Genomic DNA, 25,461 nt, shown 5'->3' on the forward strand with positions numbered 1-25,461 from the left:
CGGCCCTTCCGGGTCCGGCGCTCCGGAAGTGCGCCCCTTCCCGGTCCGGCGCCCCGGCATCGCGGCCCTTCCGGGTCCGGCCCGTCCGGGAATGCGCCCTCGCCCCTATCGGTTGCCCTGGACGTAAATGCGTACGAACCACGGGCGTACTCTGGTGACCGCCGACGATTCGAAAGCCCGCCGGCAAACTCGCCACGCCGAGCCGCCAAGCAGAGCCAAGCAAAGAGGAGTGCCGGACGTGTCCGCAGTCGCACCCGACGGACGCAAGATGCTGCGCCTGGAGGTCCGGAACAGCCAGACCCCCATCGAGCGCAAGCCCGAGTGGATCAAGACCCGGGCGAAAATGGGCCCCGAGTACACCGAACTGCACGGCCTGGTGAAGCGCGAGGGCCTGCACACCGTGTGCCAGGAGGCGGGCTGTCCGAACATCTATGAGTGCTGGGAGGACCGCGAGGCGACGTTCCTCATCGGCGGCGACCAGTGCACCCGGCGCTGCGACTTCTGCCAGATCGACACCGGCAAGCCGCAGGAGCTGGACCGCGACGAGCCGCGCCGGGTGGCCGAATCCGTACGCACGATGGAGCTGAAGTACGCGACCATCACCGGTGTGGCCCGTGACGACCTGGAGGACGGCGGCGCGTGGCTCTACGCGGAGACCGTCCGCCAGATCCACTCCCTGATGCCGGACACCGGTGTGGAGCTGCTGATCCCGGACTTCAACGCGGTCCCCGAGCAGCTCGCCGAGGTCTTCTCGTCCCGCCCCGAGGTGCTCGCGCACAACGTCGAGACGGTGCCGCGGATCTTCAAGCGCATCCGTCCCGGCTTCCGCTACGAGCGCTCGCTCGAGGTGATCACCAAGGCGCGCGAGGCGGGCCTGGTCACCAAGTCCAACCTGATCCTGGGCATGGGCGAGGAGCGCGAGGAGATCAGCCAGGCGCTGCAGGACCTCTACGACGCGGGCTGTGAGCTGATCACCATCACCCAGTACCTGCGGCCGTCCGCCCGGCACCATCCGGTGGAGCGCTGGGTCAAGCCCCAGGAGTTCGTGGAGCTCCAGGAGGAGGCCGAGGAGATCGGCTACGCGGGCGTCATGTCCGGCCCGCTGGTCCGCTCCTCGTACCGGGCCGGCCGTCTGTACCAGCAGGCCATCGAGCGGCGCAATGTCGCCGCGGCCTCCCCGGCGGTCTGAGTCACCCTCCGTCACGGACCGTGCTCCGATCGGCCGGGTGAGCAACACGCTGTGTGATTGCGAGCACACACATATCCGAAGGCTTTGAGAACGCCGCAGGTCAGGGGCGGGATACGGGCCGCAGCAGGGCTTCATCGGTGTTTGACCGGCCAGTCACGCACTGGTAACACCATTGGGTAACGATTGAGCCACGCACTGCTTATACGTTGTGCGTAGCGATCATCCGCCGCTTCCGAGGGGTATCCATGCCGGCTGCGCCCGTACGCCCGTCCGTCACCGACGCGCTCCTCGTCCTGGAGGGTCTGCTGCTGCGGGGCGGGCAGCGCACCGCCCGCCGCAACGCCTGGACGGCCGTGCTCGAGGACCGCCGTCGGGCCAAGGACCGGGACGAGGCCGAACACGTGCTGGAGGCCGTGTCCACCAGTACCTCCCAGGCCACGTAAACTTCGCTGTATGGCGAGGAAGGAAACATCCGAGAACCCCGGGCGGCTGAAGCAGATCGCCCTGACCTACAAGATGACCAAACGGGTCGACCCGAAGGTCACTCTTGTCGTCGCCGGCGTGGGGATTGTCACCTTCGGTGTCCTTCTCGCGATCGGCTTCCTGATCGGCCACCCGATCTTCGCTGGCATCCTGGGCTTCGTCCTGGCGTTCCTCGCGATGGCGATCATTTTCGGCCGCCGGGCCGAGCGGGCCGCCTTCGGACAGATGGAGGGCCAGCCGGGCGCGGCAGCCGCGGTGCTGGAGAACGTGGGCCGCGGCTGGTCGGTGACCCCCGCGGTGGCCATGAACCGGAACCAGGACGTCATCCACCGCGCGGTGGGCAAGGCGGGCGTCGTGCTGGTCGCCGAGGGCAACCCGAACCGGCTCAAGGGCATGCTGGCCGCCGAGAAGAAGAAGATGGCGCGCATCGTCGCGGAGGTACCGGTCCACGATGTGATCGTGGGCTCCGGCGAGGGCCAGGTCGAGATCAAGAAGCTCCGCACCACGCTGCTGAAGCTTCCGCGGGTGCTGCCGGGCGCACAGGTCACGGTGGTCAACGACCGCCTGCGCGCACTGGGCGACCTGATGAGCAACATGCCGATCCCGAAGGGTCCGATGCCCAAGGGGATGCGGATGCCGAAGGGGCGCTGAGCGCTTCCCCGCACCGAAACGGATACGAAACGGCGGCCCGGACGTCCGGGCCGCCGTTTCGTACGTAACGCCGTTGTACGCAATCCGTACGGGTGTGATGCCGGGGCTCAGACCCTGATCTGCACCGCGCGGGAGAGCCGGTCGTGCAGGCCGCGGGTGTCGCGGTCCCAGACCACCGCCGGAATGACCAGCACCACCAGCACGCTGCGCAACACGGCCTTCGGCAGGCTCAGCCGCACCCCGCCCTCGCCGATGACCCGAAGCTTCAGCAGCAACTTGCCGGGGGTGGCGCCGACGGTGCCCACCGTGACCAGGCTCAGCACCAGGAAGACCAGCAGCGCCCAGTTCCCGGCGGCCTGGGCGTCGCGGCCGGACAGCAGGGCGTAGGAGACCAGCAGGCACAGGGCCCAGTCGATGAAAAGCGCCCCGAAACGGCGGCCCAGCGGCGCTATGGCGCCCGGTCCGCTCTCGGGGAGCCCGAGCCCCTGGCCCCGGTAGCCGAAGTCGACGCCCATGTCCTCGGCTGCCGCGCGGGGCCCGGAAAGCCACGATCCGATTGCTTGCCTCTTGTCCACCCGTCTACGTTACTGCGACCGCATACGTTCTCCGGGCCTGGCCCCCGCCCGCCGGCCCCGGGCAGGCCGTCCGGTGCCTTTTCCGAGGCCACGAGGTCCCCGTAACCCCCTCGGGCCGGTTAACCTGGGTGAAACAAATGGGTCATGCCCGGGAAATCCCGTCTGCCTATGGTCGGCGACAGCGCGCCACCGCACATGGACCGCGCGACCGGACAAATCCCCGTCCCACCGCGGCCGGGCTAGGAGGAGTTGGATGTTCCAGAACGCCGACGACGCTCGGAAGTACATCTCGGACGAGGACGTCAAGTTCGTCGACGTCCGCTTCTGCGACCTTCCCGGCGTCATGCAGCACTTCACCGTACCGGCGGAGGCGTTCGACCCGAACGAGGAGCTGGCCTTCGACGGCTCGTCGATCCGCGGCTTCCAGGCCATCCACGAGTCGGACATGGCCCTGCGCGCGGACCTCTCCACGGCGCGTGTCGACCCGTTCCGCCGGGACAAGACCCTCAACATCAACTTCTTCATCCACGACCCGATCACGGGTGAGCAGTACAGCCGCGACCCGCGGAACATCGCCCGGAAGGCCGAGGCGTACCTCGCCTCCACCGGCATCGCGGACACCGCGTACTTCGGCCCGGAGGCCGAGTTCTACGTCTTCGACAGCGTGCGCTTCGAGACCAAGGCGAACGAGGCCTTCTACCACATCGACTCCGAGGCGGGCGCCTGGAACACCGGCGCGCTTCAGGACAACCGTGGCTACAAGGTCCGCTACAAGGGCGGCTACTTCCCGACCCCGCCGGTCGACCACTTCGCCGACCTGCGCGCCGAGATCAGCCTCGAGCTGAACAAGGCCGGCCTCCAGGTCGAGCGCCAGCACCACGAGGTGGGCACCGCCGGCCAGGCCGAGATCAACTACAAGTTCAACACGCTGCTGGCCGCGGCCGACGACCTGATGCTGTTCAAGTACATCGTCAAGAACGTGGCGTGGCAGAACGGCAAGACCGCGACCTTCATGCCGAAGCCGATCTTCGGTGACAACGGCTCGGGCATGCACGTCCACCAGTCGCTGTGGCAGGGCGGCTCCCCGCTCTTCTACGACGAGCAGGGCTACGCGGGCCTGTCGGACACCGCCCGCTACTACATCGGCGGCATCCTCCGGCACGCCCCGTCGCTGCTGGCCTTCACCAACCCGACTGTGAACTCCTACCACCGCCTGGTCCCGGGCTTCGAGGCGCCGGTCAACCTGGTGTACTCGCAGCGCAACCGCTCCGCCGCGATGCGTATCCCGATCACCGGCTCCAACCCGAAGGCCAAGCGCGTCGAGTTCCGCGCCCCGGACTCCTCCGGCAACCCGTACCTGGCCTTCTCCGCCCTGCTCCTCGCGGGTCTGGACGGCATCAAGAACAAGATCGAGCCGGCCGAGCCGATCGACAAGGACCTCTACGAGCTCGCCCCCGAGGAGCACGCGGGCGTCCCGCAGGTCCCGACCTCCCTCCCGGCCGTCCTCGACTCCCTCGAGGCCGACCACGAGTTCCTCCTCCAGGGCGGGGTCTTCACCTCCGACCTGATCGAGACCTGGATCGACTACAAGCGCACCAACGAGATCGCGCCGCTGCAGCTGCGTCCGCACCCGCACGAGTTCGAGCTCTACTTCGACGTGTGATCCGTACCGGCTCCGGCCGGGCCCCCGCCGCCGCCCCGATGGGCGGGGCGGGGGCTCGGCGTTTGTGCGGAGGGGTCACGCGGCGGCGTTGACCGTCTGGGTGTCGGTGCCGGAGGACGGCAGGAAGCCGGTGTCGCCGTTGTAGAGGGCGACCACGGGGTGGGTGCCGACGCCCAGGGTGTTGAGGGACAGCGTGACGACGCCCCCCGACAGCGGCTGGACGAACGCCCCGCCGCCGGGAGCACCGATGATGAAGGTGACCGTCCCGGTCGGGACACCCGTGCCGGGCGCGACCGGGGTGACGGTGGCGGTGAACGTCACCGTGGCGCCCTGTGTCGACGGGTCCGGCGCCGAGGACACCGTGGTGGTGGTCGCCGACTGGACGACGAGGATGACGTTGGCGCCGGTGGACGGGGAGAAGTTGGCGTCACCGTTGTAGTTGGCGAGGACGGCGTGGGCGCCGACGCTCAGGCTGGGGACGGTGACCGAGGTGGTCCCGCCCGACAGCGTCCCGGTCACGGTGGGACCACCGGTGACGACGAAGGTGACGTCGCCGGTGGGAGTTCCCACGCCGAGCGGGATGACGGTGGCGGTGAGCGTGACCGACTGTCCGGACGACGCGGGTTGGGGTGAGACCGTGACCAGGGTGATCGTGGGCGTAGCCATGGTGGCCCTCCAAGTGGTGTGGGGTGGTGGGCCGTTGCTCGCCACGCATGCGGGAACACGGCGCGGCGGTGCATCGGAGGCAAGGGGGTGCGCACTTACGGCGATTCCCGCGGGGAGATCCCCGCGTCACCGTCCCCCGGCAGATGTGGAACCCACCGGTCTGTAGCACCAGTAGGCGCGCGACTCGCCGCCACCGCCATAGAGTTGCCGCCTAATTACCCCGGATAGCGCAGCGCTCGACGGCCTTCGCCGCGCACACCATCCGCCTCGTGCGGCGCGCGTTCCGTGTGGTCGGGGCACCGCGTACGCACCGCGCACATGCGTGTGCCGGGGGCCTGCCGCGGGCGCGGAGGGCCGGGGTCAGCCACCGCCGAAGTCGCCCCCGAAGCCACCGCCATCTCCGAAGCCACCGCCGTCGCCGAAACCACCGCCGAAGTCGCCGCCCCCGGCGTCACCGTCGCCTCCGCCGTCGCCGAAACCACCGCCGAAGTCGCCGGTGTCGTAGCCGGGGTCGAGGGACCCGCCCAGCAGCGTGCCGATCAGCAGCCCGGGCAGCAGCATCGAGCCGTATCCGCCGAAGTACCCGCTGGCCCAGGGCCCGTAGGCCGGACCGGCCTCCCAGTACGGGCGTCGCCGGTCGCCGCCGACCGGGACGGTGCGGGAGTCCGGATCGAGGCCGTCGTCGATGCGGGTGGCGTCCGCGGCGCAGGCGGGCACGGAGCGCCGGCTGCCGCCCGAGGGCGCCCACTGGACGTCCCGGACCGAGGGGCCGTGGCGCGGGTCGAAGAAGCACGGCGGGCGGCGCTCGGGCAGCGGCCCACCCTCGCGGCGGGCATCGAGCACCGCCAGCGCGAAGCGGCCCTCCTCCAGCGCCTCGGTCACCGGTCGTACGTCCGCGGGGCGCCGGGCCGCGGCCGACTTGGCCTTCGCCTCCTCGTAGGCGTCCAGGGCGCGGCCGTAGTCGTCCGCCATCTCGGGGGTGGACGCCGGGTCGGCCGGGTCGAAGCCGGTCCGGCCGAGCTTCTCGCCGTACGCGGTGATGTCCTCCTCGACCGCGCCGCGCACCTGCTCCAGCTCGGCCCGCTCACGCTCGCGGCGCTGCTTGCGGGTGCGCCGCAGCATGTAGAGACCGCCTCCGCCGACGGCGGCCAGAATGATCAGCACCACCACCGTGTCCCCCACCGACATTCCGGTGGAGTCCCGCGCGCCCTGGTCGCCGCCGGTTCCCTGGCCGCCCCGGTCGTGGGTCGCCTTGGCCGCGTCGGTCACGAAGCCGTCCAGCACCGCCGCGAGGTCGCGCGGGTGCTGCCGCAGGTTCTGCTCCGCCAGCGCCTGCGAGGTGCGTCCCGGCAGCACCGAGGTGTCGGAGGCCGCGCCGAAGGAGGAGCCGAGCGCCACCGCGTAGATGCCGGGACGGTCGACGGCGGCCCGCAGCCGCCCGAAGACTCGCTCGCCCCCGTACGCGGGATTGTCCGGCAGGACGGCGACGTAGACGGGCACGCCCGCGTCGCGGATATGTGCCACCAGGCGGCGCGCCTGTCCGGCGCTCAGTGCGTCGGAGGCGCCGGGATCGACGTATACGGGGCTGTTCCGCAGCGCCTTGCCGATCTTGTTGACATCCGTTTCGGCACGGGCGCCCCCGGCGGTGAGCAACACCGCCGTCAGAGCGACGAGGACGGCCAGCAGCAGCGTGCCCCATCGCGGCGTCTTGATGGACACACCTCGCATTTACCCGCATAAGGCTCAGCTATGCGTGGATCCGATTTTTCTGCGCGGGCCGACGTCCGATGTGCGTGGCTGGACCCCGCCACTGCCCCCTTTCGGCGGTGGCGGGGCCCAGTGCTGTGGGATCAGCTCGTGGTGGTGGTCACTGTGCCGCTGTCCGGCTCCGTGACGACCTGGATGTACTCGGAGACGCCGGAGGCGCCGAAATTGGCGTCCCCCTCGTAGACGGCTTCGACCTCCCAGTCGCCTGCCGGCAGCGCCACCTCGAAGAAGGCGAATCCATTGGTGTCCAGGGTGGGATTGCTGGTGATCGTGTCCACACCGTTGCTGAGGGTGAAGCTGACCGGGCCCGTCGGAGTGCCGTCGCCGGGCGGGATGGCTTCCACGAAGGCGACGAAGTCGACGAGGGCGCCCGCCTCGGACGGGTTGGGGTTGGAGCTGATCGAGGTCCTGGAGTTCGCGAAGCTCACCACCTGCGTGAGCGGCGCCGACGTCGACGGGGCGAAGTTGGTGTCACCGTTGTAGGTGGCGGTCACGGTGTGCGACCCGGTGCCCGGGCCGCTGGTGGTGAACGTCGCCGTGCCGCCCACCAGCGGTTGGGTGGATGTGATCCCGTCGGGGTCGGTGATCGTGAAGGTGACCGTTCCGGTCGGGGTGCCGGTCGCGGGCGGGTTCGGGGTGACCGTGGCGGTGTACGTGACCGGCTGCCCGAAGACGGACGGATTCACGGAGGACGTCAGCGTGGTGGTCGTCGCCGCGGGCCCGGGGTTCACGGTGTGGGTGTCGATGCCGGTGGACGGCAGGAAGTCCGTACTGCCGCTGTAGATGACCACCACGGCATGGGTGCCGACACCCAGGGTGCCGAGGCTGAGCGTGGCCATGCCGCCGGACAGCGGCTGGGTGAACGTACCGCCGCCGCTGCCGCCGATGATGAAGGTGACCGTGCCGGCCGGGGTCCCGGCGCCGGGCGCGACCGGGGTGACCGTGGCGGTGAACGTCACCGACTGCCCCAGCGTCGAGGGATCCGGGGCCGAGGTCACCGTGGTCGTCGTCGACGCCGGGATCACCAGGGCGGCCGTGGTGCCGGTGGACGCGGTGAAGTTGGCTTCGCCGTTGTAGGTGGCGGTGACGATATGAGTGCCGCCGCTCAGACCGCTCGCGGTGACCGAGGCGGTCCCGCCCGACAGCGTCCCGGTCAGGGGCGGGCCACCGCTGACCACGAAGGTGACGGTGCCCGTGGGGGTTCCGGCGCCGAGCGGTATGACCGTGGCGGTGAGCGTGACCGACTGCCCCAAGACGGCGGGGTTGGGTGATGCCGTGACCAGGGTGACAGTGGGTGAAGCCATGACGGGCCCTCCAAAGGGGGTGGAATGGTGGGCCGTTACTCGCCACGCACGACTGCGAGCGCGCGGGGCGGCGCATCGGAGGCTAGGGGGTGCACACTCACGGCGATCCATACGGGGAGATCCCCCGCGTCGCCGTCCCCCGGCAGATGGGAAACCCACCGGTCTGTAGCACCAGTAGGCGCGCGACACACCGCCAACGCCAGAGATCCACCCCGAATTACCCCATACAGCCCAGCGCCCGGCGGCTCCCCCGGCGCACCACCCACCCCGCGCACGGCGCGCGTCCCATCTCCCCGACTTCCCGCGCACGCGGGGCGCCGGAGCCTGCGAAACGGGGCTATACGGTGGCGGGACAGAGTCGGCGGTCCGACCCAGGGAGCCCGAAATGGCCAACAGTCCGGCAGGCGTCGTCGAAGCGGCGTTTCAGTACTACATGGCGCAGGACCGCGACGCGGCCTTCCCCCTCTACGCCGATGACTTCACCTTCACCAGTCCGCAGGACGATCACATCGACAAGGCAGCGTTCTTCGAGCGGTGTTTCCCGACTGCCGGCCGGCTGAAGGAGCAGCGGTTGCTGCACATCACCCCCGCGGACGACGAACTCGTCTTCGCCTATTACCAGTACGAGCTCACGACGGGCGAGAAGCACCACAACGTCGAGGCGATCACCGTTAGGGACGGACTCATCCGGGAGGTGCAGGTCTTCTTCGGCGGCAAGGTCTGACCAGCCGTCCCGTCTGCTGGTACTCGGCGCGGAAGCGGCGCATCGGGTCGATCCGCCGCCGGGCGACGGAGGAGTCCGTGCGCGGCTAGTCCGTGCGGCCGGTCGCGGCGACGGTGACGCCGAGGCCGATCATGGAGAGTCCGCCGACGCCGCCGACCAGGGCGAGGCGTCGTGGGGAGCGGGCGAACCAGGTGCGGGCGGTGGCCGCGGCCAGGCCCCAGACGCTGTCGGAGACCAGCGCGATGGCGTTGAAGATCAGGCCGAGGAGCAGCATCTGAAGGGTGACATGCCCCTGGTCGCGGTCGGCGAACTGGGGCAGTACGGCGGCGAAGAACACCATCGTCTTGGGGTTGGCCACACCGACCGCGAACCCCTCCCATAGCGTGCGCAGGCCCCCGTGGGCGGGACCGTCGCCGGTGAAGGCGGCCTGCAGCGAGCGGCGCTGTCGTACCGCCTTGACGCCCAGATGGACCAGATACGCGGCGCCCACCAGCTTCAGCGCGGTGAAGACGACGGCCGAGCGCTCCACCACGGATCCGACGCCCAGCGCCACGGCCATGACCAGCACATACGCCCCGAGCGTATTGCCGATGACCGTGGTCAGCGCCGCGCGGCGACCCTGGGACAGTGCCCGGCCGACCACGAAGAGCACGCTGGGGCCGGGGATCACGATCAGCAGAAGAGACATGGCCGCGAAGGCGAGCAGCCGGTCGATGGACACCATGGGGCGCATCGAAGCACGCGAACGGGGCGCGGCTCCAGCCGTTTTTCCGGTCGTCCGAGGTCGGCTGGGGTCGTCTGAGGCCGCGTGTGGTGAGCGGCCCGCCTGAGGTCAGGGGGCCCGCTGACGATCGGTGGACCTCGCCGTAAACCACGGGCGTCCGGGTCTCGGTCTGCGGCAATCTGAGGCATACCGAACGGAAAGCACACCCTCAGGGGGATTTGTGACGTCCCGAACCACGGAGCAGGCGGAACAACCACCGGAACAGCCATCGAGGCAACCGTCGAAGCAGAAGCAACCGTCGGAACAGAAGCAACCGTCGGAACAGCTGTCGGAACAACCGCCGGAACAACCGGCCGAGCGGCCCAGCGAGGAGTTACGGTTCCGGCCGCCCGCGCTGACCGCCTTGGAGAAGAACCCCATCACCACCCGGGCCATGGCCCGCAGACTGCCCCAACTGGTCCGCCGGTCCATGGCGTTGGCCTGGAAAGTGGACCGGACGGCCGTGGTGGCGCTGCTGGTGTGCCAGGCACTGTCGGGCTTCTTCGAGGCGTTCGGGCTGCTGGCCACCACGGGCACGATCACGGCGCTCATCTCCTCCGGCCACATCACCGACCGGCTCCGGGACGCGCTGCCCTCGATCGCGGTGCTGGCGGGGGCGGCCGGGCTGCGGGCGCTGCTGGGGATCGCGGTCAACAACATCTCCAGCCGGCTGTCCCCGCGTATCTCCCGGGAGGCCGAGACGCAGATGCTGGACGCGGCGATCAACGCCGAGCTGGCGGCGTACGACAACCCCGGGTTCAACGACAAGTGGGACGCCGCGGACCGGGGCGCCGAGGTGGCGCAGGATCTGATCACCGAGTCGCAGCAGCTCATGGCGTGTCTCTCGTCGCTGGTCGCGGCGGCGGGCGTGGTCACCGTGCTCCATCCGGCGCTGCTGCCGCTGTTGCTGCTCACCGCGCTGCCGCAGGGGATCGCGGGGATGAAGGCGGCCCGGGTGCACTACGAGACCAGTCGTGCGATGGGCGCCGACCGGCGCACGCTCGGGCTGCTGCGCTGGTACATGGTGGACAAGGACATCGCCGATCAGCTCCGTTCCGGCACTATGGCGGAGTTTCTGCTGAAGCGGTACCGGGCCATCGGGGCGCGGGTGGACGCGGCCACCGACACGGCGGTCCACCGGGGCGCGCGGTACGCGGTGCTGGGGGCGGTGGCGGGAGGGCTGGCGTCCGGGCTGGTCTGGGTGTCGCTGGCGCTGCTGCTGGGCGCGGGGCAGATGTCGGTGGCGTCGGCGGGTACGGCGGTGTTCGCGCTGCGGACGGTGGGCGCCTCGCTGCAGGGGATGGTCGGCTACGGGACCCGGCTGTTCCGTACGGGGCTGTATCTGGACGACTGGGCGGAGTTCATCGAGGAGGCGGGCGGGCACCGGATGCGGCGCGGCGCCCGGGTCCCGGCGGCGCCGCGGGCGATCAGGGCGGAGGGGCTGACGTACGCCTATCCGGAGTCCGACGCCCCGGCCCTGGACGATGTCACGCTCGAGGTGCGGCGGGGCGAGGTGCTCGCGCTGGTCGGGGAGAACGGCTCGGGCAAGACCACCCTGAGCAAGCTGCTGACCGGGCTCTATCTGCCCACCAGGGGCACGGTGACCTGGGACGGCGTGGACGTGGCGGAGCTGGATCCGCAGGCGATGTGGCGGCATACGGCGGTCGTGCCGCAGGACTACGCGCACTGGCCGCTGTCCGCCCGCGACAACATCACCCTGGGCCAGCCGCACGGCGGGGACGAGGCGGTCCGGGAGGCGGCGGTCCACTCCGGGGCGCATGAGGTGGTGGACGGGCTGCGCAGCGGGCTGGACACCCTGCTCGCCCGGCAGTGGTGGGGCGGGGTGGAGCTGTCCGGCGGGCAGTGGCAGCGCATCGCGCTGGCCCGCGCGTTCCACCGGCCCGCCGGGCTGCTGGTGATGGACGAGCCCACCAGCGCGCTGGACGCCCGTGCCGAGCACCGGATCTTCGCGGGGCTGCGGCGGATGGCGGAGGACCGCGCCGTCGTCCTGGTCACGCACCGGCTGGCGAACGTCGCCGTGGCGGACCGGATCGTCGTGCTGGAGCGGGGGCGGGTGATCCAGCAGGGCACGTTCGCGGAGCTGACGGCGTGCCGCGGGCTGTTCCGGGAGTTGTGGGAGCTGCAGAACGACCGGGGGGTGCCGGCGCCACGCGGGGAGACGCCCTGAACGCAGGCGCCGCGCGGGGCCCCCTTGGCCCTGGCCCTGGTCCTGGTCCTGGTCAGGGGCTCGGGAACCAGCCGGTTTCGGCGGCGCGGACGCGGGAGGCGGCTATTTCGGCGTAGGCCCGGTCACGGCCCTCCCAGTGGGAGCCCTCGACGGACTTGCCGGGCTCGAGGTCCTTGTAGACCTCGAAGAAGTGGGTGATCTCCCGCCGGTCGAATTCGGGGACGTCCTCGATGTCCTGGACGCCGACATAGCGCGGGTCATGGGCCGGGACGCAGAGGATCTTCTCGTCCGGGCCCTGCTCGTCGCGCATGCAGTACATGCCGATGGCGCGGCAGAGGATGACACAGCCGGGGAAGGTCGGCTCGGCGACGGTGACGAGGGCGTCCAGCGGATCGCCGTCCCGGCCGAGGGTGAGGTCGACGAAGCCGTAGTCGGCCGGGTACTTCGTCGAGGTGAAGAGCATCCGGTCCAGCCGGATCCGGCCGGTGTCATGGTCCATCTCGTACTTGTTGCGGGACCCCTCCGGGATCTCCACGACCACATCGAACTCACCGTGCTCCATCGCGGCCTCCGGTCACCCGTGCGCTCCGCTGTCCTTCCAGTGTGCGCCCGGCCCGCAGGGCGGGCAGCTCGGACCCGGGCACCTCAGCCACCTCGCACAAGGGCGTCGATCTCGGCCTCGAAGAGAACCGAGGGGTCGAAGCCCATGCCCGTGAACTGCCCTTGCACATCAAGGCTGATCACGCCGTGGAGCCGGGTCCAGGTGCGCAGCGCACGGCCCTTCAGCTCGCCGCCGGGCTCCTCCCCCGCCACCCAGGGGCCCGCGCCCTCCAGATGGCGCGCCAGCGCGGCCTCGAGCTCGGTGAGGGGCTGCCCGCCGCTCATGGCGGCGCCACTCCCCCCGGCACCACCGGCACCGGCACCGTCACCGCCGACGGTGGCGCAGGCGTCGACGATGGTCCGCATCAGCCCGGCCGCGATCTCGGTGGTCTCCGGCGGCGCGTGGTAACCGGGCACCGGAGTGCCGTAGATGAGCAGATAGCGGTCGGGCTGCCGCTTCGCCCAGTCGCGCAGGGCGAGGGCCAGTGCGCGGAAGCGGTCGGCGGGGGTGGCGTCGGCGACGGCCCGGGCGAGGGTTTCGGCCAGATCGCGGTAGGTGTCCGTGATCAGCTCGGTCAGCAGCTCGTCCCGGCTCGCGAAATAGCGGTAGAGCGCGGGGCCGGTCATGCCCATCGCCTTCGCGATCGCGTTCACCGAGATGCCGGCCGTGCCCGACTCGGAGAGCTGGGCCAGGGCCACGGCCTTGGCCTCCTCCCGGGTCTGTTTGCGGTAGCGCTCTCGCCGTGCTGTCGCCATGGACGGGCCTCTCGTACGGGTCATCGATGTCGGACTTGACACCTCGAGAGTAACAGGTTCATTGTTTGGTTAGAAGTTCTCACAACAACGAGAACTCCTCACAGGAAAGCGAGATCCGCCATGATCACCGAAGTCGTCCTGCCGGGCCAGGTGGAGCCGGAGGGGCTCCAGCTCCGCACCCGTCCGCTGCCCGAGCCCGGTCCCGGTCAGGCGCTGGTGGCCGTCGAGGCGTCGGGAGTCTCCTTCGCCGAGCAGCAGATGCGCCGCGGGAAGTACTACGACCAGCCGCCGTTCCCCTTCGTGCCCGGCTACGACCTGGTCGGCACGGTGGTCTCGACCGGCCCCGGAGTGGATCCGGCTCTGCGGGGGCGCCGGTTCGCGGCGCTCACGAAGATCGGCGGCTGGGCCAGCCACGCCCTCGTCGGCGCGGGAGATCTGGTGGAGGTCCCCGAGGGGGTGGACCCGGCGGAGGCCGAGACGGTGGTGGTCAACGGGATCACGGCCTGGCAGATGCTCCACCGCGTGGCCAAGGTGCGCCCCGGGATGACCGTGCTGGTGCACGGGGCCAATGGCGGAGTGGGCACCACCCTGGTCCAGCTCGCCCGCCATGCGGGCGTCAAGGTCATCGGCACCGCCTCGCCCCGCCATCACGACGCGGTGCGCGCGCTCGGCGCCACCCCGCTCGACTACCGCGACCCGGATCTGCCCGGCCGGGTGCGCGCGCTGGCGCCGGGCGGGGTCGGTGCGGTCTTCGACCACATCGGCGGCGAGGGCATCGTCGACTCCTACCGGCTGCTCGCCCGCGGCGGCACGCTGGTCTCCTACGGCACGGCCGCCACCCGGGACATCCCCGGATCGTCCCGGGCCCCGGTGCTCAAGCTGCTCGCCCGGCTGGCCCTGTGGAATCTGCTGCCGAACGGGCGGGGGGCGCACTTCTACAACCTCTGGGCCGGACGGCGGCGCCTGGCCGCCTACCAGGCGCGGATCCGCGCCGATCTGGGGCAGGTGCTGGCGCTGCTGGCGAGCGGCGAGTTCACCGCAGTGGTGGCGGCGCGGATTCCGCTCTCCGATGCCGCGGAGGCGATGCGGCTGGCCGAGTCCGGCACCGTCACCGGAAAGGTGGTCCTGGTCGCGGACCAGAGCGCCCGCCCGGACGGCGAAGAGGAGGGCGTGCGATGAGCGCCGAGCCCTTCGGCGGATCCATGGCTCCTGGATCCCCGACCCGGCCGCCGGTCCGTGATAATTTTCGTATACGACTTGTATGCGAAGCAGCATGGGGGCCCAGTGCCAGCGCAGTCCGGACGAGAAAAGGCGTACGCGTTCCTCAAGGAAACCGTGCTGACCGATCCCGACATGCAGGGCCGGTTCCTCACCGAGCAGGAGATCGCCGACCGGATCGGCATCTCCCGGACCCCGATCCGTGAGGCCCTGCTCCTGCTGGCGGCCGAGGACCTGGTCCAGCTGGTCCCCAAGCGGGGTGCGCATATCGCACCGCTCTCCGGCCGGGAGATCACCGAGCTGATGGAGCTGCGCGGGATCGTCGAGCGCTACGCCGCCGAGCACACCATCGAGGCGGGCACCGTGCCGGTGGCGAAGCTGATCGAGCTGCTGGACCGGCAGCGCGAGCTGATGGGGCCGGACCAGGCCAAGGAGTTCATCGCCATCGACCACCTCTTCCACGCGACCATGGTCGCCGCGGTGGGCAATGAACTCCTCAACCGGCACTACGACGGACTGCGCAGCCGCCAGATCCGGGCCGGAGTGGTCGCCCTGTACAACCAGACCGGCCGCCAGGAGGAGGTGCTCGGCGAGCACCGGGCGATCCTGGACGCGGTGGCCTCCGGGGACAGGGAGGCGGCCCGCACGGCGATCAGCGCCCATCTGGAGTCGACGCTGAAGGTGCTGCTCACCGGGTGAGTCAGCGCCCGGCGGCTGGACGGGGGTGAGTCACCACCCGGCACCCGGACGGCCGAGTCACCGCCCGGCGCCCGGGACCGGTAAGTCAGCGCTCGGCGGCCGCCTCCGGATAGGTGATCACCAGCATGGTGACGCCCTCCTCGGAGACCCAGGGGCCATGCGGCATCCCCGGGGGCCGGCAGGCGTAGAAACCGCGCGAGAAGGTCCTCCCCAGGGTCAGATCACGCATGCTGCCCTCGAGGAGATAGACCTCCTCCCAGCCGTCGTGGCGGGCGACCCCGGACGGGGAGGTGTCCGTCCCCGGCTCCCAGCGCACCAGGGCGGTGGTGTGGGAGCCGCTCCCGTCCGCGGCCAGGATCTGTTCGCTGACCCCCGCGCCCGCGCCCGGCGGCCGCTGCCATGGCCCGGCGGGCAGATGGAACTCGAGCTCCGGTTTGACCCCTTCGGCCTCGCGGGCGCCGCTCATGGGTTGACGCCCAGCCTGCGGTTGGCCAGGACGGACACCGTGCGGCGCACCGCGGTGACCTCCTCGGTGTCCACGTCCCCCACCAGCAGCCCCGGCCCCGCGTCCAGCCGCTCGCGTACGGTGCCGTCGGGGCCGATCAGGGCGCTGTGGCCGATACCGGTGGGGGCGGAGCCCGTGGCCGTCACACCGGACGCCGCCGGATCGGCCTGGCCCACGGCCGCCAGCCATACGGTGGCGTCGAGCGCCCGCGCCCGGGTCAGCAGCTCCCACTGCTCGCGCTTGCCGGGGCCCGCGCCCCAGGAGGCGGGCAGCACGGAGAGCACCACGCCCGCGTCGGCGTGGGCCCGGAAGAGCTCGGGGAACCGTACGTCGTAGCAGGTGGCCAGGCCGATCCGGACGCCGTCGAGATCGAAGGTCACCACCTCGGAGCCCGGGGCCACGGTCTTGGACTCGGCGAAGCCGAAGGCGTCATAGAGATGGATCTTGTCGTAGGAGGTCTCCACCCCCTGGCCGGTGGCCAGCAGGGTGTTGGTCACCCGGCCGTCGGGCGCCGGGGTGAACATCCCGGCCACGACCACCAGCCCGGCGTCCTTCGCGATCTGCCGGACCTCGGTGGCCCAGGGCCCGTCCAGCGGTTCGGCGATCGGGCCGAGCCGGGTGCCGAAGCAGGCCATGGCCGCCTCCGGGAAGACGACCAGACGCGCCCCGGCCTCCGCCGCCCGCTGTGTCTCCTGGCGCAGAAGGGCGAGGTTCGAGGCCGGGTCCGGGCCCGTGGTGAGCTGGCTCAGTGCGATGCGGAGGGGCATGGCGGGTGCTGCCTCATTTCCTGGTCGGGAGGGTCGGAGTGTAGGCGGGGTACCGGGGTACGCGGTCCCGTCCCGCGTAGGTGATCCCCTCCCGCCCCTTCCCCGGCACGGCTCGCTTTACAGCTCCGCGGAGCCGGGAGCCGGGAGCCAGGTGCGGGGCCGGGACAGGTCGGGACGGGGACGGAAGGGGTCAGGACACGGTGGTGGAGGTGGGGTGGCCGACGGGGAGCGGCTCCGGCTCCTCCTCCTGCGCGGAGGAGGGGTCCCGGCCCAGCCAGAGACCCGCCACCGTGACCGCGGCGGTGACCGCGATGTAGATGGCCAGCGGCACCCAGGCGTGATAGACCCCGAGCAGCGTGGTGAAGAGCAGTGGCGCGACCGCGCCGCCGATGATCCCGGCGAGGGTGTAGGCGAGCGAGGAGCCGGTGTAGCGCAGCCGCGGGGAGAACTGCTCGGCGACGAAGGCCGCCTGCGGCCCGTACATCAGCGAGTGGATCATCAGCGCGCCGACGACCCCGAGGGTGAGCAGCGCCCAACTGCCGTCCGCGACCAACGGGAAGAACAGGAACGGCCAGACACCGGCGGCGACGGCGGCGCCCCCGTACAGCCACCGCCGGTTGACGCGGTCCGAAAGCGCCCCGGCCAGCGGGATGAGCACGATCTGCAGCGAGGAGCCGATCAGCACGGCGGTGAGCGCCGAGCCGCGTGACATGTCGAGTTCCTCGGTGGCGTAGGTGAGCACGAAGACGGTGAACATCGCGTACAGCACATCGGGGGCGACCCGGCAGAGGATCGCGGCGATCAGCGCCCTCGGCTGGGTGGTGAACACCTCGCGCACCGGCGCCTCCGGGCGGTCCTGCGCGGCCTCCATCGCCTTGAAGACCGGGGTTTCCTCCAGCTTGGCGCGGACCCACAGGCCGAATCCCACCAGGGCGCCGGAGAGCAGGAACGCCACCCGCCAGCCCCAGCTGATGAACTGGTCCTCCGTCAGCATCGCGCCCAGCGCGGCCAGGACGCCGTTGGCCAGCAGATTGCCCGCCGGAGGGCCGACCTGCGCGGCGGAGGCGTAGAAGCCGCGTCGCCGCGGATCGCCGAACTCGCTGGACAGCAGCACCGCACCGCCCCACTCACCACCGACGCCGACGCCCTGCGCGAAGCGCAGCAGCACCAGCGCGGCCGGGGCCGCGACACCGACCGTGGCATAGGTGGGCAGCAGCCCGATCAGCAGCGTGGCGCTGCCGATGAGCACGAGCGTCGCGATGAGCACCTTCTTGCGGCCGATGACATCGCCGAGCCGGCCGAAGACGAAGCCGCCCAGCGGCCGGGACACATAGCCGACGGCGTAGGTGGAGAACGCCAGCAGGGTGCCGGTGAAGGGGTCCTTGGAGGGGAAGAAGAGGTCGCCGAAGACCAGGGCCGCGGCGGCGGAGTAGACGGCGAAGTCGTACCACTCCAGGGCGGTGCCGGTGAGGCTGGCGACGAAGGCGCGGCGGACCCCGGACCGGTCGGCCCGGGGCGGTGCGCTCGATGCGGTGGGCTGCATGTTCCGTCCTCGAGGTGGTGCGTGAGGCTTACGTGATGGTACGTGGCGTTTGCGCGGTGGTGCGATGAGATGGTCGGGGTGTGCGTGGGTCGACCTTCCGGCATACTTGTTGTATACCAAGCGTATGCGCAACCCCTCCGGGGGAAGTTAACCGCTTCGAAATCGCGAAAAGCGCGGTCAGCGCAGCGCGCGCACAACCGCACAACCGCGGAAGCACCACCGCGGAAACAGCACATCGCCCCACCGTGCCTTGGAGAGCCCAGCCCATGACGACGAAGCCCACACAGCCCGCCCGGTCCTCGCTCACCTTCGAACTGCCCGATGGCTCCCTCCACCACGTGGAGGTCGTCCAGGTGCTCAACGCGGGCTACGCGGGACGCAGCCAGGACGATGTGGCCGCCCATGTCGCCGAGCTCGCCGAGCTGGGCGTGCCCGCGCCCTCCGTGACGCCCGCCCTCTACCCCGTCTCCCCCTATCTCGCCCAGCAGACCGGCCAGGTCAGCGTCCAGCACGACCGCACCTCGGGCGAGGCCGAGTGGGCGCTGGTCGTGGCCGCGGACGGGGAGCTGCTGCTGACGGCCGCCTGCGACCACACCGACCGGGCGCTGGAGGTGCACGGCGTGGCCTGGAGCAAGAACGCGGCCCCCGATGTGCTGGCCACCCGCGCCTGGCGACTGTCCGATGTGGCCTCCCGCCTGGACGATCTGACGCTCCGCGCCTGGGTCACTCACGACGGTGAGGAGACCGAGGTGCAGAGCGGCACCCTGGCCGAGCTGCTGCCGCCCTCCTACTGGGTCGAGGTGCTGCGCGAACGCGGTGACCTGGTGCCCGGCACCGTGCTGATCTCCGGCACCATCCCGATGGCCGAGGGCGTGGACCAGTTCGCCGGGCGCTGGCGGGTGGAGCTGGGCGACCCGGCCACCGGCCGGACCATCGACTGCTCCTACGACGTGGTCCCGCTGCCCGAGCCGATCGGCTGAGACCGGCCCGCCCACCGACACCGGGCGCCCGCCCACCGGCACCAGGCGCGCCCACACCGGCACCGGCGCCGCGCGAAGAGGGCACCGGCAACGCGCGAAGGCCGTCCACCGCACGACCCCCGAGAGGCGTGCGGTGAACGGCCTTCGCCGATGCGCAGACGGTGCGGTGATTCAGCGTCCGGTCAGGTGGTCTCCCTGTCCTTCCGCATCACCATGCCGGCTGCGACCAGGCCGAACAGGCAGGTGATGGCACCCACGACGACATTGTTCGCGATCACTCCGGCATCGGCACCCCGGGCGACGACCCAGGGGGAGATGATCATCCATACACCGATCGCGGACATGGCCCAGCACAGGCTGTACATCCTCCTCGGCGCCGTGGTGAGGCCGATGCCCAGCAGGGCGATCGTGATGCCGAGGACGAGGTTGTTGACCATGAGGTTGGGGTTGGTGCCCGAGAAGTGCACCACCCAGGGAGAGATGGCGAAGTACAAACCGGCGAGAAGTACCGGCCCGTCGAGGAAGACAACATCCCGAGCGTCCATCATGCGGGCGTAGCGCTCCCGCATCTCGGACACGTCGGGGTGGCCCCTAAGATCACCTTTCGCGCGTGAGACGTCGGCCATTCGACTCGCCTCCTTCGATCCATGCAAGTCCGACCGCGCAGTGCGGTAAAACACCGCACCCCCATTGTGCGCCTCACCCCGGTATATAGGTAGATGTCGGATTCGCATTAAATGACCTATAGTTGTCGGTCGCCGTACGCCATGCGCACGGGAGGCAGGGGGAGCGTCAGGCCGGATGGACCGCCTCATGCTTCTCGTAGCAGTCACGGTCGAGATCGCGGATGTCGACGGTGGTCTGCACGGTCAGCCCCGGCACGGGCGACACATGGGCGCGAGCCACCTCCAGCACGGCGGCGGACAGCTCCCGCTTCGTCCCGGTGTCCCGCCCGGACAGGATGGACACCTCGATATGGATCATGGCGAGGTCCGGGGCGCCGTCCGCGAGATGGGCCTCCTCTATCCGCCGGAAGCGGGTCTTGCAGCCCGCCACCGCCGTGTCGACGGTCTTGGCGACCACCGGGTGCAGGGCCGCACCGAAGCCGGGGCGGTCGAACGCGTCGGTCAGGGTGTCGGAGTACTCGACGACGATATGCGGCATGGGCTTGCGCTCCTCAAGGGGTACGCGGCGGCCGGTTGCGCTGCCGCGTGGGGCCTCTTACGCCCGCATCGTCGCACCTCTCCCCGCTCCACCGCCGAGCGCCCCGAGCCCGCCATCCGCTTGAGTCTCAGCCCCGTATCCGCTTCAGTTCCAGCCCCGTATCCGCTTCAGCCCTGACCCCGGTATCTGCTTCAATAGCCCCATGGCCAGCCTCCATGACATCGCGACGGGTCGTTACGACCTCGAGCCGTTCTGGCCGTCCCGGCAGGCGCACCACTTCGACCGCGAGTGTTGCCGCGCATCCGATGCGCGGGCCCGCTCGCTCGGCCGCTGACCTCTCCGCCCGGCCGCCCAGCCCGCGCGCACGACGTCCACTGACGCCTTCTCGCGCGAAAGAGCTGACCTCATGACGAACCTCCGTAGCCTGTCGTCCGCCTCCGCTCCCGCCGCCCCGGCCGCACCGTCCACGGCATCCGCACCGTCCGCCCCGGCCAACCGCCAGCGGCTGCGAGCCGTCGCACCGGACGAGGTGCCGCCGGTCGCCGATCTGCTGCACCCCGGCGCCACCTGGCTGCCCGCTCCCCCGCACACCCTGCCCACGCTCCCCGGCCACCCGCCGATGGTCGGCTATCTGGTGCTGGTCCCGGCCGACCGGCAGCGGCCCGAGGCGGCGGGGCCGCCCCCGGAGGGAATACCGGCCGTGACGGGCGAGAGGGGTGACGAGCTCATCCGGATCGACTCCGACCATCGGACCGCCGAGGTCGCGGGGCGACCGCTGGAGCTGACCTATCTCGAGTTCGAGCTGCTGAGCCATCTCGTCGCCCATCCGCACCGGGTGCACTCCCGCGATCAGCTCGTGACCACGGTGTGGGGGTACGGCCATGTCGGCGACGGCCGGACCGTCGATGTCCATGTGGCCCGGCTGCGCCGCAAGATGGGCCCCGAGCACCGGGGGACGATCGTGACGGTGCGGCGGGTGGGGTACAAGTACGTGCCCACCGTCTGACCGCATCCCCGAACCCATGACGCCCGCCGTGCCGCACAGGCCAGGAGCCTGTCCGGCACGGCGGGCGCGTACCCGGATGCGGACCCCTGCTCAGCGGCCCGCCCCCACCAGCGGCGGCCGCGGCCGCTCCACCGGCTCCTCGCCGTGGTCGAGGTTCGGCAGCCACCGCAGGGCGCGCGGCAGATACCAGTTGCGCTCCCCCAGCAGCGCCATCACCGATGGCAGCAGCACCATCCGCACCAGCGTGGCGTCCACCAGCACCGCGACCGCGAGCCCGACGCCCATCTGCTGCATGTCCTGCATCCGCAGCAGCGCGAAGACCGCGAACACGGCGACCATGATGGTGGCCGCCCCGGTGACGGAGCCGGCCGTCGTCCGGATGCCCTCGCGGATCGCGTCCCGGGTGGCGAAGCCCCGTTCATGGGCCTCCCGGATCCGCGAGACCACGAAGACGTGGTAGTCCATCGACAGTCCGAAGAGGATGACGAGGACGAACAGCGGCATCCACGACTCGATCGCCCCGGCCGGCTCCATCCCCAGCAGCTCGGCGCCCCAGCCGTGCTGGAAGACGGCGGTCATCGTGCCGTACGCGGCGCCCACCGACAGCAGGTTGAGCAGGATCGAGACGAGGGCGATCGGCAACGACCGGAAGCAGAGCAGCATCAGAACGAACGTCACGGCGGCGATGAAGAGGAAGACCGGTGCGATGTCGGTCTTCAACTGGTCGTTGAAGTCGCGGCTCCCGGCGAGCTCACCGGTCACATACGCCTGGTCGGCGACCGGCCCGAGGATCTTCGGGACCAGCTCGTCCCGGAGGGTGTCCAGGGCGCGCCGGGAGGTGGCGTCCTGACCGTTCCCGGCCAGCGGCACCTCGATCCGGGCCACCCCCTGCGTACGGTGCGCCTCGACGTCGACCGTCCTGCCGAACCGCCCGGACGCGGCGAGTTCCTTCTTGAAGTCCGCCACGGCCGTCTCGAAGCGGGGCGAGGCGATCTCGTCGGAGCGCAGCACCACCTCGGCCGGGGCGGGGCCGCCGGGGAAGGAGCTGGTGATCTCCCGGTAGGCCACGGTGATCGGGGCGTCGGAGCCGAACTGCTTGTCCATGCCGAGCTGTTCGGTCTTCATCCCGAGGGCGGGCGCGGACAGCACCAGCAGCAGCGCGCCCGATACGACGGCGAACAGCTTCGGCTTGGCCAGGACGGGCCGCATCAGCCTGACGGTGACGCCACCGCTGGTGTGCACGCCCTTCTTCCGGCGGCGGTTGAGCAGCGGCACCCGCCCGGCGTCGATCCGGTCGCCCAGCCAGGACAGCATCGCGGGCAATACGGTCACCGAGCCGAGCATGGCCATCAGGACGACCAGGATGGTGGCGACCGCGAAGCCGTGGAACAGCAGCAGCCCGGACAGGAACATCCCGGACATCGCCAGCATGACCGTGACCCCGGAGATCAGCACCGCCCGGCCGCTGGTGGCGGCCGCGATCCGCAGCGCGGTCCCGGCGTCCCGGCCCGCGGCCCGCTCATCGCGCTCCCGCCGCAGATAGAACAGCGAGTAGTCGACGCCGACGGCCAGGCCCACCAGGAACATGACCGAGGTGGTGGAGTCGAACATGGGCAGCTTGTGGCTGACCAGGGCGAGCAGTCCGAAGGTGCCGACGCAGGCGGTCACCGCGAGCAGTACCGGCAGCAGCGCGGCGACCAGCGCCCCGAAGACCACCAGCAGAATGCCCAGCGCCAGCGGTACGGCGGTCAGCTCGGCCTTCTTGAAGTCATTGGTGAGCATGTCGTCGAGCCGGTGCTGGGCGGTGGCGTCGCCGAACTCGTAGACCACGATGCCCCGATGGGCCGACTCGGTCTTCTTCACCGCCTCGACGACCGGCTCCACCCGCTTCCCGGCGGTGTCCGGGTCGCCCTTCATCTCAAAGCTGATCAGGGCCTCCCGTCCGCTCTCCGAGCGCACGGGGGGCTGGATGCGTACCGCCTCGCCCGTCCGCTCCAGTCGCGCCGTAAGGTCGCGGGCCGCGTCCTTCCAGCCGTCCGGGCGGTCGCCGCGCAGCATCACCATCTCCCCGGCCGGGGTCTGGAGGCCCGCGTCCTCCAGGATCTTCTCCGCACGTGCGGAATCGCCCGTACCGTTCTCGGAATTGGTCATCTGCCGGGAGCCTGACATTCCGCCGACCACGGCGACGACCACGACGAACAGCAGCCATCCGATGATCGCGGTCTTACGGTGGCGAATGCTCCACCCACCCAGCCGCACGGCCAGGCCCTTCCTCGTTGCGCTCATGGCGTCTCTCCCCGTGAGGTACGGACGGAACAGGTCATGCCACGACGCTAGAAAACCGCAGGTCCGCGCCCCAGCCGGGCAGCCACCCAGCCGCCGAGCCATAAGGCGAGGTGGGGAGGTGGCGCCAGGTACACCCCCGGACGGTGCCCGGCCCCCGTGTCCGGGCGGCAGGGCGCTGACACACTGAGACGGCCCGACGACACGGGCATGAAGATCCGACCAGCGAGGGGGACTCAGGATGAACGGACGCAGAGCGCTGACGGCCTGCGCACGGGGGTTCGCCGTCTCCTGGCTCGCGCTGGTGTCGATCGCCCTGTCCGTGCTGACGATCGTGTCGATCTCCTTCATCCCGCTGGGCCTGGGGGTCTTCACCACCCCTCCCCTGATCAAGGCGGCGCGCGCACACGCCAACCGGCGCCGGCTCCTGGCCGCCACATGGTCCGGCGTCACCATCCGGGCGCCGTACCGGCCGCTGCCCGCCGATCGGCGCGCCGGGGTCACCGGGCAGGTGGAGCTGTGCACCTTCCTGCTGAAGGACCCGGCCACCTGGCGCGATCTGCTGTGGCTGCAGGTCGACATGACGGCCGGGTACGTCACCTCGCTGCTGGCCTTCGTGTTCGTGCCGTACGGGATCGAGGGGTTCGTCCTGGCCGCCGGGGTGTGGAAGCCGATCGTGGAGGCGGGCGGCACCTACTGGTACGCGTTCCTCCCCATCGACTCGCTGGGGACGGCCCTGCTGGCCGTCCCGCTCGGCGTCGGCTTCATGGCGCTCGGGGCGACCGTCTCCCCCCTCGTGCTGCGCGGCCACTTCCTGCTGGCGCGCGCCTTCCTGGATCCGACCCCGCAGATGTCGCTCGAGCAGCGGGTGCAGCGGCTCACCGAGACCCGGCATGACGCCGTGGACACCTCCGCCGCCGAACTGCGCCGCATCGAGCGCGATCTGCACGACGGCGCCCAGGCCCGGCTCGTCGCCATGGGCATGAGCCTGGGCACCGTGGAGGCCCTGATCGAGAAGGACCCGGCCAAGGCCAAGGAGCTGCTCGCGGCGGCCCGTACGAACTCCGCCGAGGCCCTGGCCGAGCTGCGCGACCTGGTCCGCGGCATCCATCCGCCGGTCCTGGCCGAGCGCGGCCTGGGGGACGCGGTGCGCGCCCTGGCGCTGCGGATGGCGGTGCCCGTGGAAGTGGACGTGGAGCTGGCGGGCCGGGCCGATGAACCGGTCGAGTCGGCCGCCTACTTCGCGGTCAGCGAGGTGCTGACCAACGCGGCGAAGCACGCGGGCGCCTCGCGGATGTGGCTGGACATCCACCACGCGGAGGGCATGCTGCGCATCACCGTGACCGACGACGGCCACGGCGGCGCCCAGATCACCCCGGACGGCGGGCTGAGCGGGGTCGAGCGGCGGCTGGGCACCTTCGACGGGGTCCTCGCGGTCAGCAGCCCGGGCGGCGGGCCGACCATGGTGACGATGGAGATCCCCTGCGCCCTCTCGGCGCCCGACGCCGCCCGATGACCCACCGCCGGGGAAAATCCGGCGGCGGGACGCGCCACGCCGGTGTCAGCGTGCCGATGCCGGCCGCGGGACTCCGGTGCGACTTCCGGAACCCCCCGCCATGCGCATCTGCGGCTCGACGGCGATCTCGGCCCGTTCCTCTTCGAGCCGGTCGGCCGCCGGAGCGACCGGGCCCGGATCCGCGACGGCGCGGTGGGCTCGCCGGCCGAGCTGCGGGCGGAGGCCGCCCGGCATCAGCGGGACTGGGCGGAGTTCCACGACCACACCATGGCGGGCGGGCTGCTCGACGAGTCGTACTCCCGGCGCGGCCGTCTGCAGCTCGCCTCCCGTGTGGAGCACGCGGGCTTCGGCGCGCTGCTGCGCCAGGACATACGCGACCACTACCGCGCGGCGGCGCGCGGGACGGCGGCTGGGTCCACCGCGCCGCGCGCGCTCAGTCGGTGATGTACCA

Annotated in this window: 26 protein-coding genes; 13 read left to right on the forward strand and 13 right to left on the reverse strand. The window is 71.0% G+C overall.

The genetic code is table 11. The annotated features are described in order from the left end of the window. Positions 1–238: 238 nt before the first annotated feature. The 3 genes from lipA to BLV72_RS07920 all read left to right on the forward strand — a co-directional run bounded on the left by lipA (position 239) and on the right by BLV72_RS07920 (position 2,323). Positions 239–1,189, forward strand: coding sequence for a lipoyl synthase (gene lipA / locus BLV72_RS07910; protein WP_093461207.1), 951 nt, complete (start codon positions 239–241; stop codon positions 1,187–1,189). A 245-nt stretch (positions 1,190–1,434) separates the two neighbouring features. Continuing rightward, positions 1,435–1,632 (forward strand): SCO2195 family GlnR-regulated protein, encoded by a 198-nt coding sequence (locus BLV72_RS07915; protein ID WP_014060111.1) that lies wholly within the window; start codon positions 1,435–1,437, stop codon positions 1,630–1,632. A 10-nt stretch (positions 1,633–1,642) separates the two neighbouring features. Then, positions 1,643–2,323, forward strand: coding sequence for a DUF4191 domain-containing protein (locus BLV72_RS07920; RefSeq protein WP_078641007.1), 681 nt, complete (start codon positions 1,643–1,645; stop codon positions 2,321–2,323). A 107-nt stretch (positions 2,324–2,430) separates the two neighbouring features. On the opposite strand, the gene BLV72_RS07925 is transcribed toward BLV72_RS07920, so the two are convergent. Then, complete coding sequence (locus tag BLV72_RS07925; protein WP_078641008.1) at positions 2,431–2,898, reverse strand: RDD family protein; 468 nt, start codon at positions 2,896–2,898, stop codon at positions 2,431–2,433. A 253-nt stretch (positions 2,899–3,151) separates the two neighbouring features. On the opposite strand from BLV72_RS07925, the gene glnA reads away from it, so the two are divergent. Beyond that, positions 3,152–4,561, forward strand: a complete 1,410-nt coding sequence (gene glnA / locus BLV72_RS07930) for a type I glutamate--ammonia ligase (protein ID WP_093461209.1) — start codon at positions 3,152–3,154, stop codon at positions 4,559–4,561. 75 nt (positions 4,562–4,636) lie between these two features. Here glnA and BLV72_RS07935 read toward each other — a convergent pair whose 3' ends face one another. The 3 genes from BLV72_RS07935 to BLV72_RS07945 all read right to left on the reverse strand — a co-directional run bounded on the left by BLV72_RS07935 (position 4,637) and on the right by BLV72_RS07945 (position 8,298). Next, positions 4,637–5,227, reverse strand: coding sequence for an Ig-like domain-containing protein (locus tag BLV72_RS07935; protein ID WP_093461210.1), 591 nt, complete (start codon positions 5,225–5,227; stop codon positions 4,637–4,639). Between the two features lie 360 nt (positions 5,228–5,587). Continuing rightward, entirely contained in the window at positions 5,588–6,946 is a 1,359-nt protein-coding gene (locus BLV72_RS47250; protein ID WP_093461212.1) for a hypothetical protein, read from the reverse strand. A 131-nt stretch (positions 6,947–7,077) separates the two neighbouring features. Further along, positions 7,078–8,298, reverse strand: coding sequence for an Ig-like domain-containing protein (locus BLV72_RS07945; RefSeq protein WP_093461213.1), 1,221 nt, complete (start codon positions 8,296–8,298; stop codon positions 7,078–7,080). A 385-nt stretch (positions 8,299–8,683) separates the two neighbouring features. On the opposite strand from BLV72_RS07945, the gene BLV72_RS07950 reads away from it, so the two are divergent. Beyond that, positions 8,684–9,022 carry a nuclear transport factor 2 family protein gene (locus tag BLV72_RS07950; protein ID WP_093461214.1) on the forward strand — a complete coding sequence of 113 codons (339 nt, stop codon included), beginning with the start codon at positions 8,684–8,686 and terminating at the stop codon, positions 9,020–9,022. Between the two features lie 85 nt (positions 9,023–9,107). Here the strand turns inward: BLV72_RS07950 and BLV72_RS07955 are convergent, their stop codons facing one another. Continuing rightward, entirely contained in the window at positions 9,108–9,746 is a 639-nt protein-coding gene (locus BLV72_RS07955) for a LysE family translocator (RefSeq protein WP_093461215.1), read from the reverse strand. A 433-nt stretch (positions 9,747–10,179) separates the two neighbouring features. Here BLV72_RS07955 and BLV72_RS07960 point away from each other — a divergent pair, with 433 nt between their 5' ends. Further along, positions 10,180–11,973, forward strand: a complete 1,794-nt coding sequence (locus BLV72_RS07960; protein WP_425288508.1) for an ABC transporter ATP-binding protein — start codon at positions 10,180–10,182, stop codon at positions 11,971–11,973. A 52-nt stretch (positions 11,974–12,025) separates the two neighbouring features. Here BLV72_RS07960 and BLV72_RS07965 read toward each other — a convergent pair whose 3' ends face one another. Both BLV72_RS07965 and BLV72_RS07970 read right to left on the reverse strand, forming a co-directional pair. Next, positions 12,026–12,535 carry an inorganic diphosphatase gene (locus BLV72_RS07965; protein WP_059143215.1) on the reverse strand — a complete coding sequence of 170 codons (510 nt, stop codon included), beginning with the start codon at positions 12,533–12,535 and terminating at the stop codon, positions 12,026–12,028. An 83-nt stretch (positions 12,536–12,618) separates the two neighbouring features. Beyond that, positions 12,619–13,329 (reverse strand): TetR/AcrR family transcriptional regulator, encoded by a 711-nt coding sequence (locus BLV72_RS07970; RefSeq protein WP_093461218.1) that lies wholly within the window; start codon positions 13,327–13,329, stop codon positions 12,619–12,621. A 120-nt stretch (positions 13,330–13,449) separates the two neighbouring features. Here BLV72_RS07970 and BLV72_RS07975 point away from each other — a divergent pair, with 120 nt between their 5' ends. Both BLV72_RS07975 and BLV72_RS07980 read left to right on the forward strand, forming a co-directional pair. Beyond that, complete coding sequence (locus BLV72_RS07975) at positions 13,450–14,508, forward strand: medium chain dehydrogenase/reductase family protein (RefSeq protein ID WP_093461219.1); 1,059 nt, start codon at positions 13,450–13,452, stop codon at positions 14,506–14,508. Positions 14,509–14,613: 105 nt separating this feature from the next. Further along, complete coding sequence (locus BLV72_RS07980) at positions 14,614–15,246, forward strand: GntR family transcriptional regulator (RefSeq protein ID WP_093461220.1); 633 nt, start codon at positions 14,614–14,616, stop codon at positions 15,244–15,246. An 85-nt stretch (positions 15,247–15,331) separates the two neighbouring features. Here the strand turns inward: BLV72_RS07980 and BLV72_RS07985 are convergent, their stop codons facing one another. The 3 genes from BLV72_RS07985 to BLV72_RS07995 form a co-directional block, all read right to left on the reverse strand. After that, on the reverse strand, positions 15,332–15,712 hold the full coding sequence (locus tag BLV72_RS07985) for a cupin domain-containing protein (RefSeq protein WP_093461222.1): 381 nt from the start codon (positions 15,710–15,712) through the stop codon (positions 15,332–15,334). After that, positions 15,709–16,518, reverse strand: coding sequence for a carbon-nitrogen hydrolase family protein (locus tag BLV72_RS07990; protein ID WP_093461223.1), 810 nt, complete (start codon positions 16,516–16,518; stop codon positions 15,709–15,711). The genes BLV72_RS07985 and BLV72_RS07990 overlap by 4 nt, the downstream gene beginning before the upstream one ends. 190 nt (positions 16,519–16,708) lie before the next feature. After that, positions 16,709–18,061, reverse strand: a complete 1,353-nt coding sequence (locus tag BLV72_RS07995; RefSeq protein ID WP_093461224.1) for an MFS transporter — start codon at positions 18,059–18,061, stop codon at positions 16,709–16,711. A 266-nt stretch (positions 18,062–18,327) separates the two neighbouring features. On the opposite strand from BLV72_RS07995, the gene BLV72_RS08000 reads away from it, so the two are divergent. Further along, positions 18,328–19,041, forward strand: coding sequence for a DUF2848 domain-containing protein (locus BLV72_RS08000; protein WP_093461225.1), 714 nt, complete (start codon positions 18,328–18,330; stop codon positions 19,039–19,041). A gap of 182 nt (positions 19,042–19,223) precedes the next feature. Here BLV72_RS08000 and BLV72_RS08005 read toward each other — a convergent pair whose 3' ends face one another. Continuing rightward, the gene (locus BLV72_RS08005) at positions 19,224–19,667 is read right to left on the reverse strand and encodes an SPW repeat protein (RefSeq protein WP_093461227.1); all 444 of its coding nucleotides are present in this window, start codon (positions 19,665–19,667) and stop codon (positions 19,224–19,226) included. Between the two features lie 166 nt (positions 19,668–19,833). Then, the gene (locus BLV72_RS08010) at positions 19,834–20,205 is read right to left on the reverse strand and encodes a 5-carboxymethyl-2-hydroxymuconate Delta-isomerase (RefSeq protein ID WP_093461228.1); all 372 of its coding nucleotides are present in this window, start codon (positions 20,203–20,205) and stop codon (positions 19,834–19,836) included. 202 nt (positions 20,206–20,407) lie between these two features. Between BLV72_RS08010 and BLV72_RS51025 the strand changes: the two genes are divergently transcribed. Together BLV72_RS51025 and BLV72_RS08015 are read left to right on the forward strand one after the other, a co-directional pair. Further along, positions 20,408–20,539 (forward strand): hypothetical protein, encoded by a 132-nt coding sequence (locus BLV72_RS51025; protein ID WP_256649896.1) that lies wholly within the window; start codon positions 20,408–20,410, stop codon positions 20,537–20,539. 72 nt (positions 20,540–20,611) lie between these two features. Next, complete coding sequence (locus BLV72_RS08015; RefSeq protein ID WP_093461230.1) at positions 20,612–21,211, forward strand: winged helix-turn-helix domain-containing protein; 600 nt, start codon at positions 20,612–20,614, stop codon at positions 21,209–21,211. A 90-nt stretch (positions 21,212–21,301) separates the two neighbouring features. Here BLV72_RS08015 and BLV72_RS08020 read toward each other — a convergent pair whose 3' ends face one another. After that, positions 21,302–23,497 carry an MMPL family transporter gene (locus BLV72_RS08020; RefSeq protein WP_093461231.1) on the reverse strand — a complete coding sequence of 732 codons (2,196 nt, stop codon included), beginning with the start codon at positions 23,495–23,497 and terminating at the stop codon, positions 21,302–21,304. A 238-nt stretch (positions 23,498–23,735) separates the two neighbouring features. Here BLV72_RS08020 and BLV72_RS08025 point away from each other — a divergent pair, with 238 nt between their 5' ends. Next, positions 23,736–25,010, forward strand: coding sequence for a sensor histidine kinase (locus tag BLV72_RS08025; RefSeq protein WP_093461233.1), 1,275 nt, complete (start codon positions 23,736–23,738; stop codon positions 25,008–25,010). Between the two features lie 42 nt (positions 25,011–25,052). After that, entirely contained in the window at positions 25,053–25,454 is a 402-nt protein-coding gene (locus BLV72_RS08030; protein ID WP_208905582.1) for an ARPP-2 domain-containing protein, read from the forward strand. The last annotated feature ends 7 nt before the right edge of the window (positions 25,455–25,461 follow it).

The sequence above is a fragment of the Streptomyces melanosporofaciens genome (genome assembly GCF_900105695.1).
Taxonomy (GTDB): Bacteria; Actinomycetota; Actinomycetes; order Streptomycetales; family Streptomycetaceae; genus Streptomyces; species Streptomyces antimycoticus.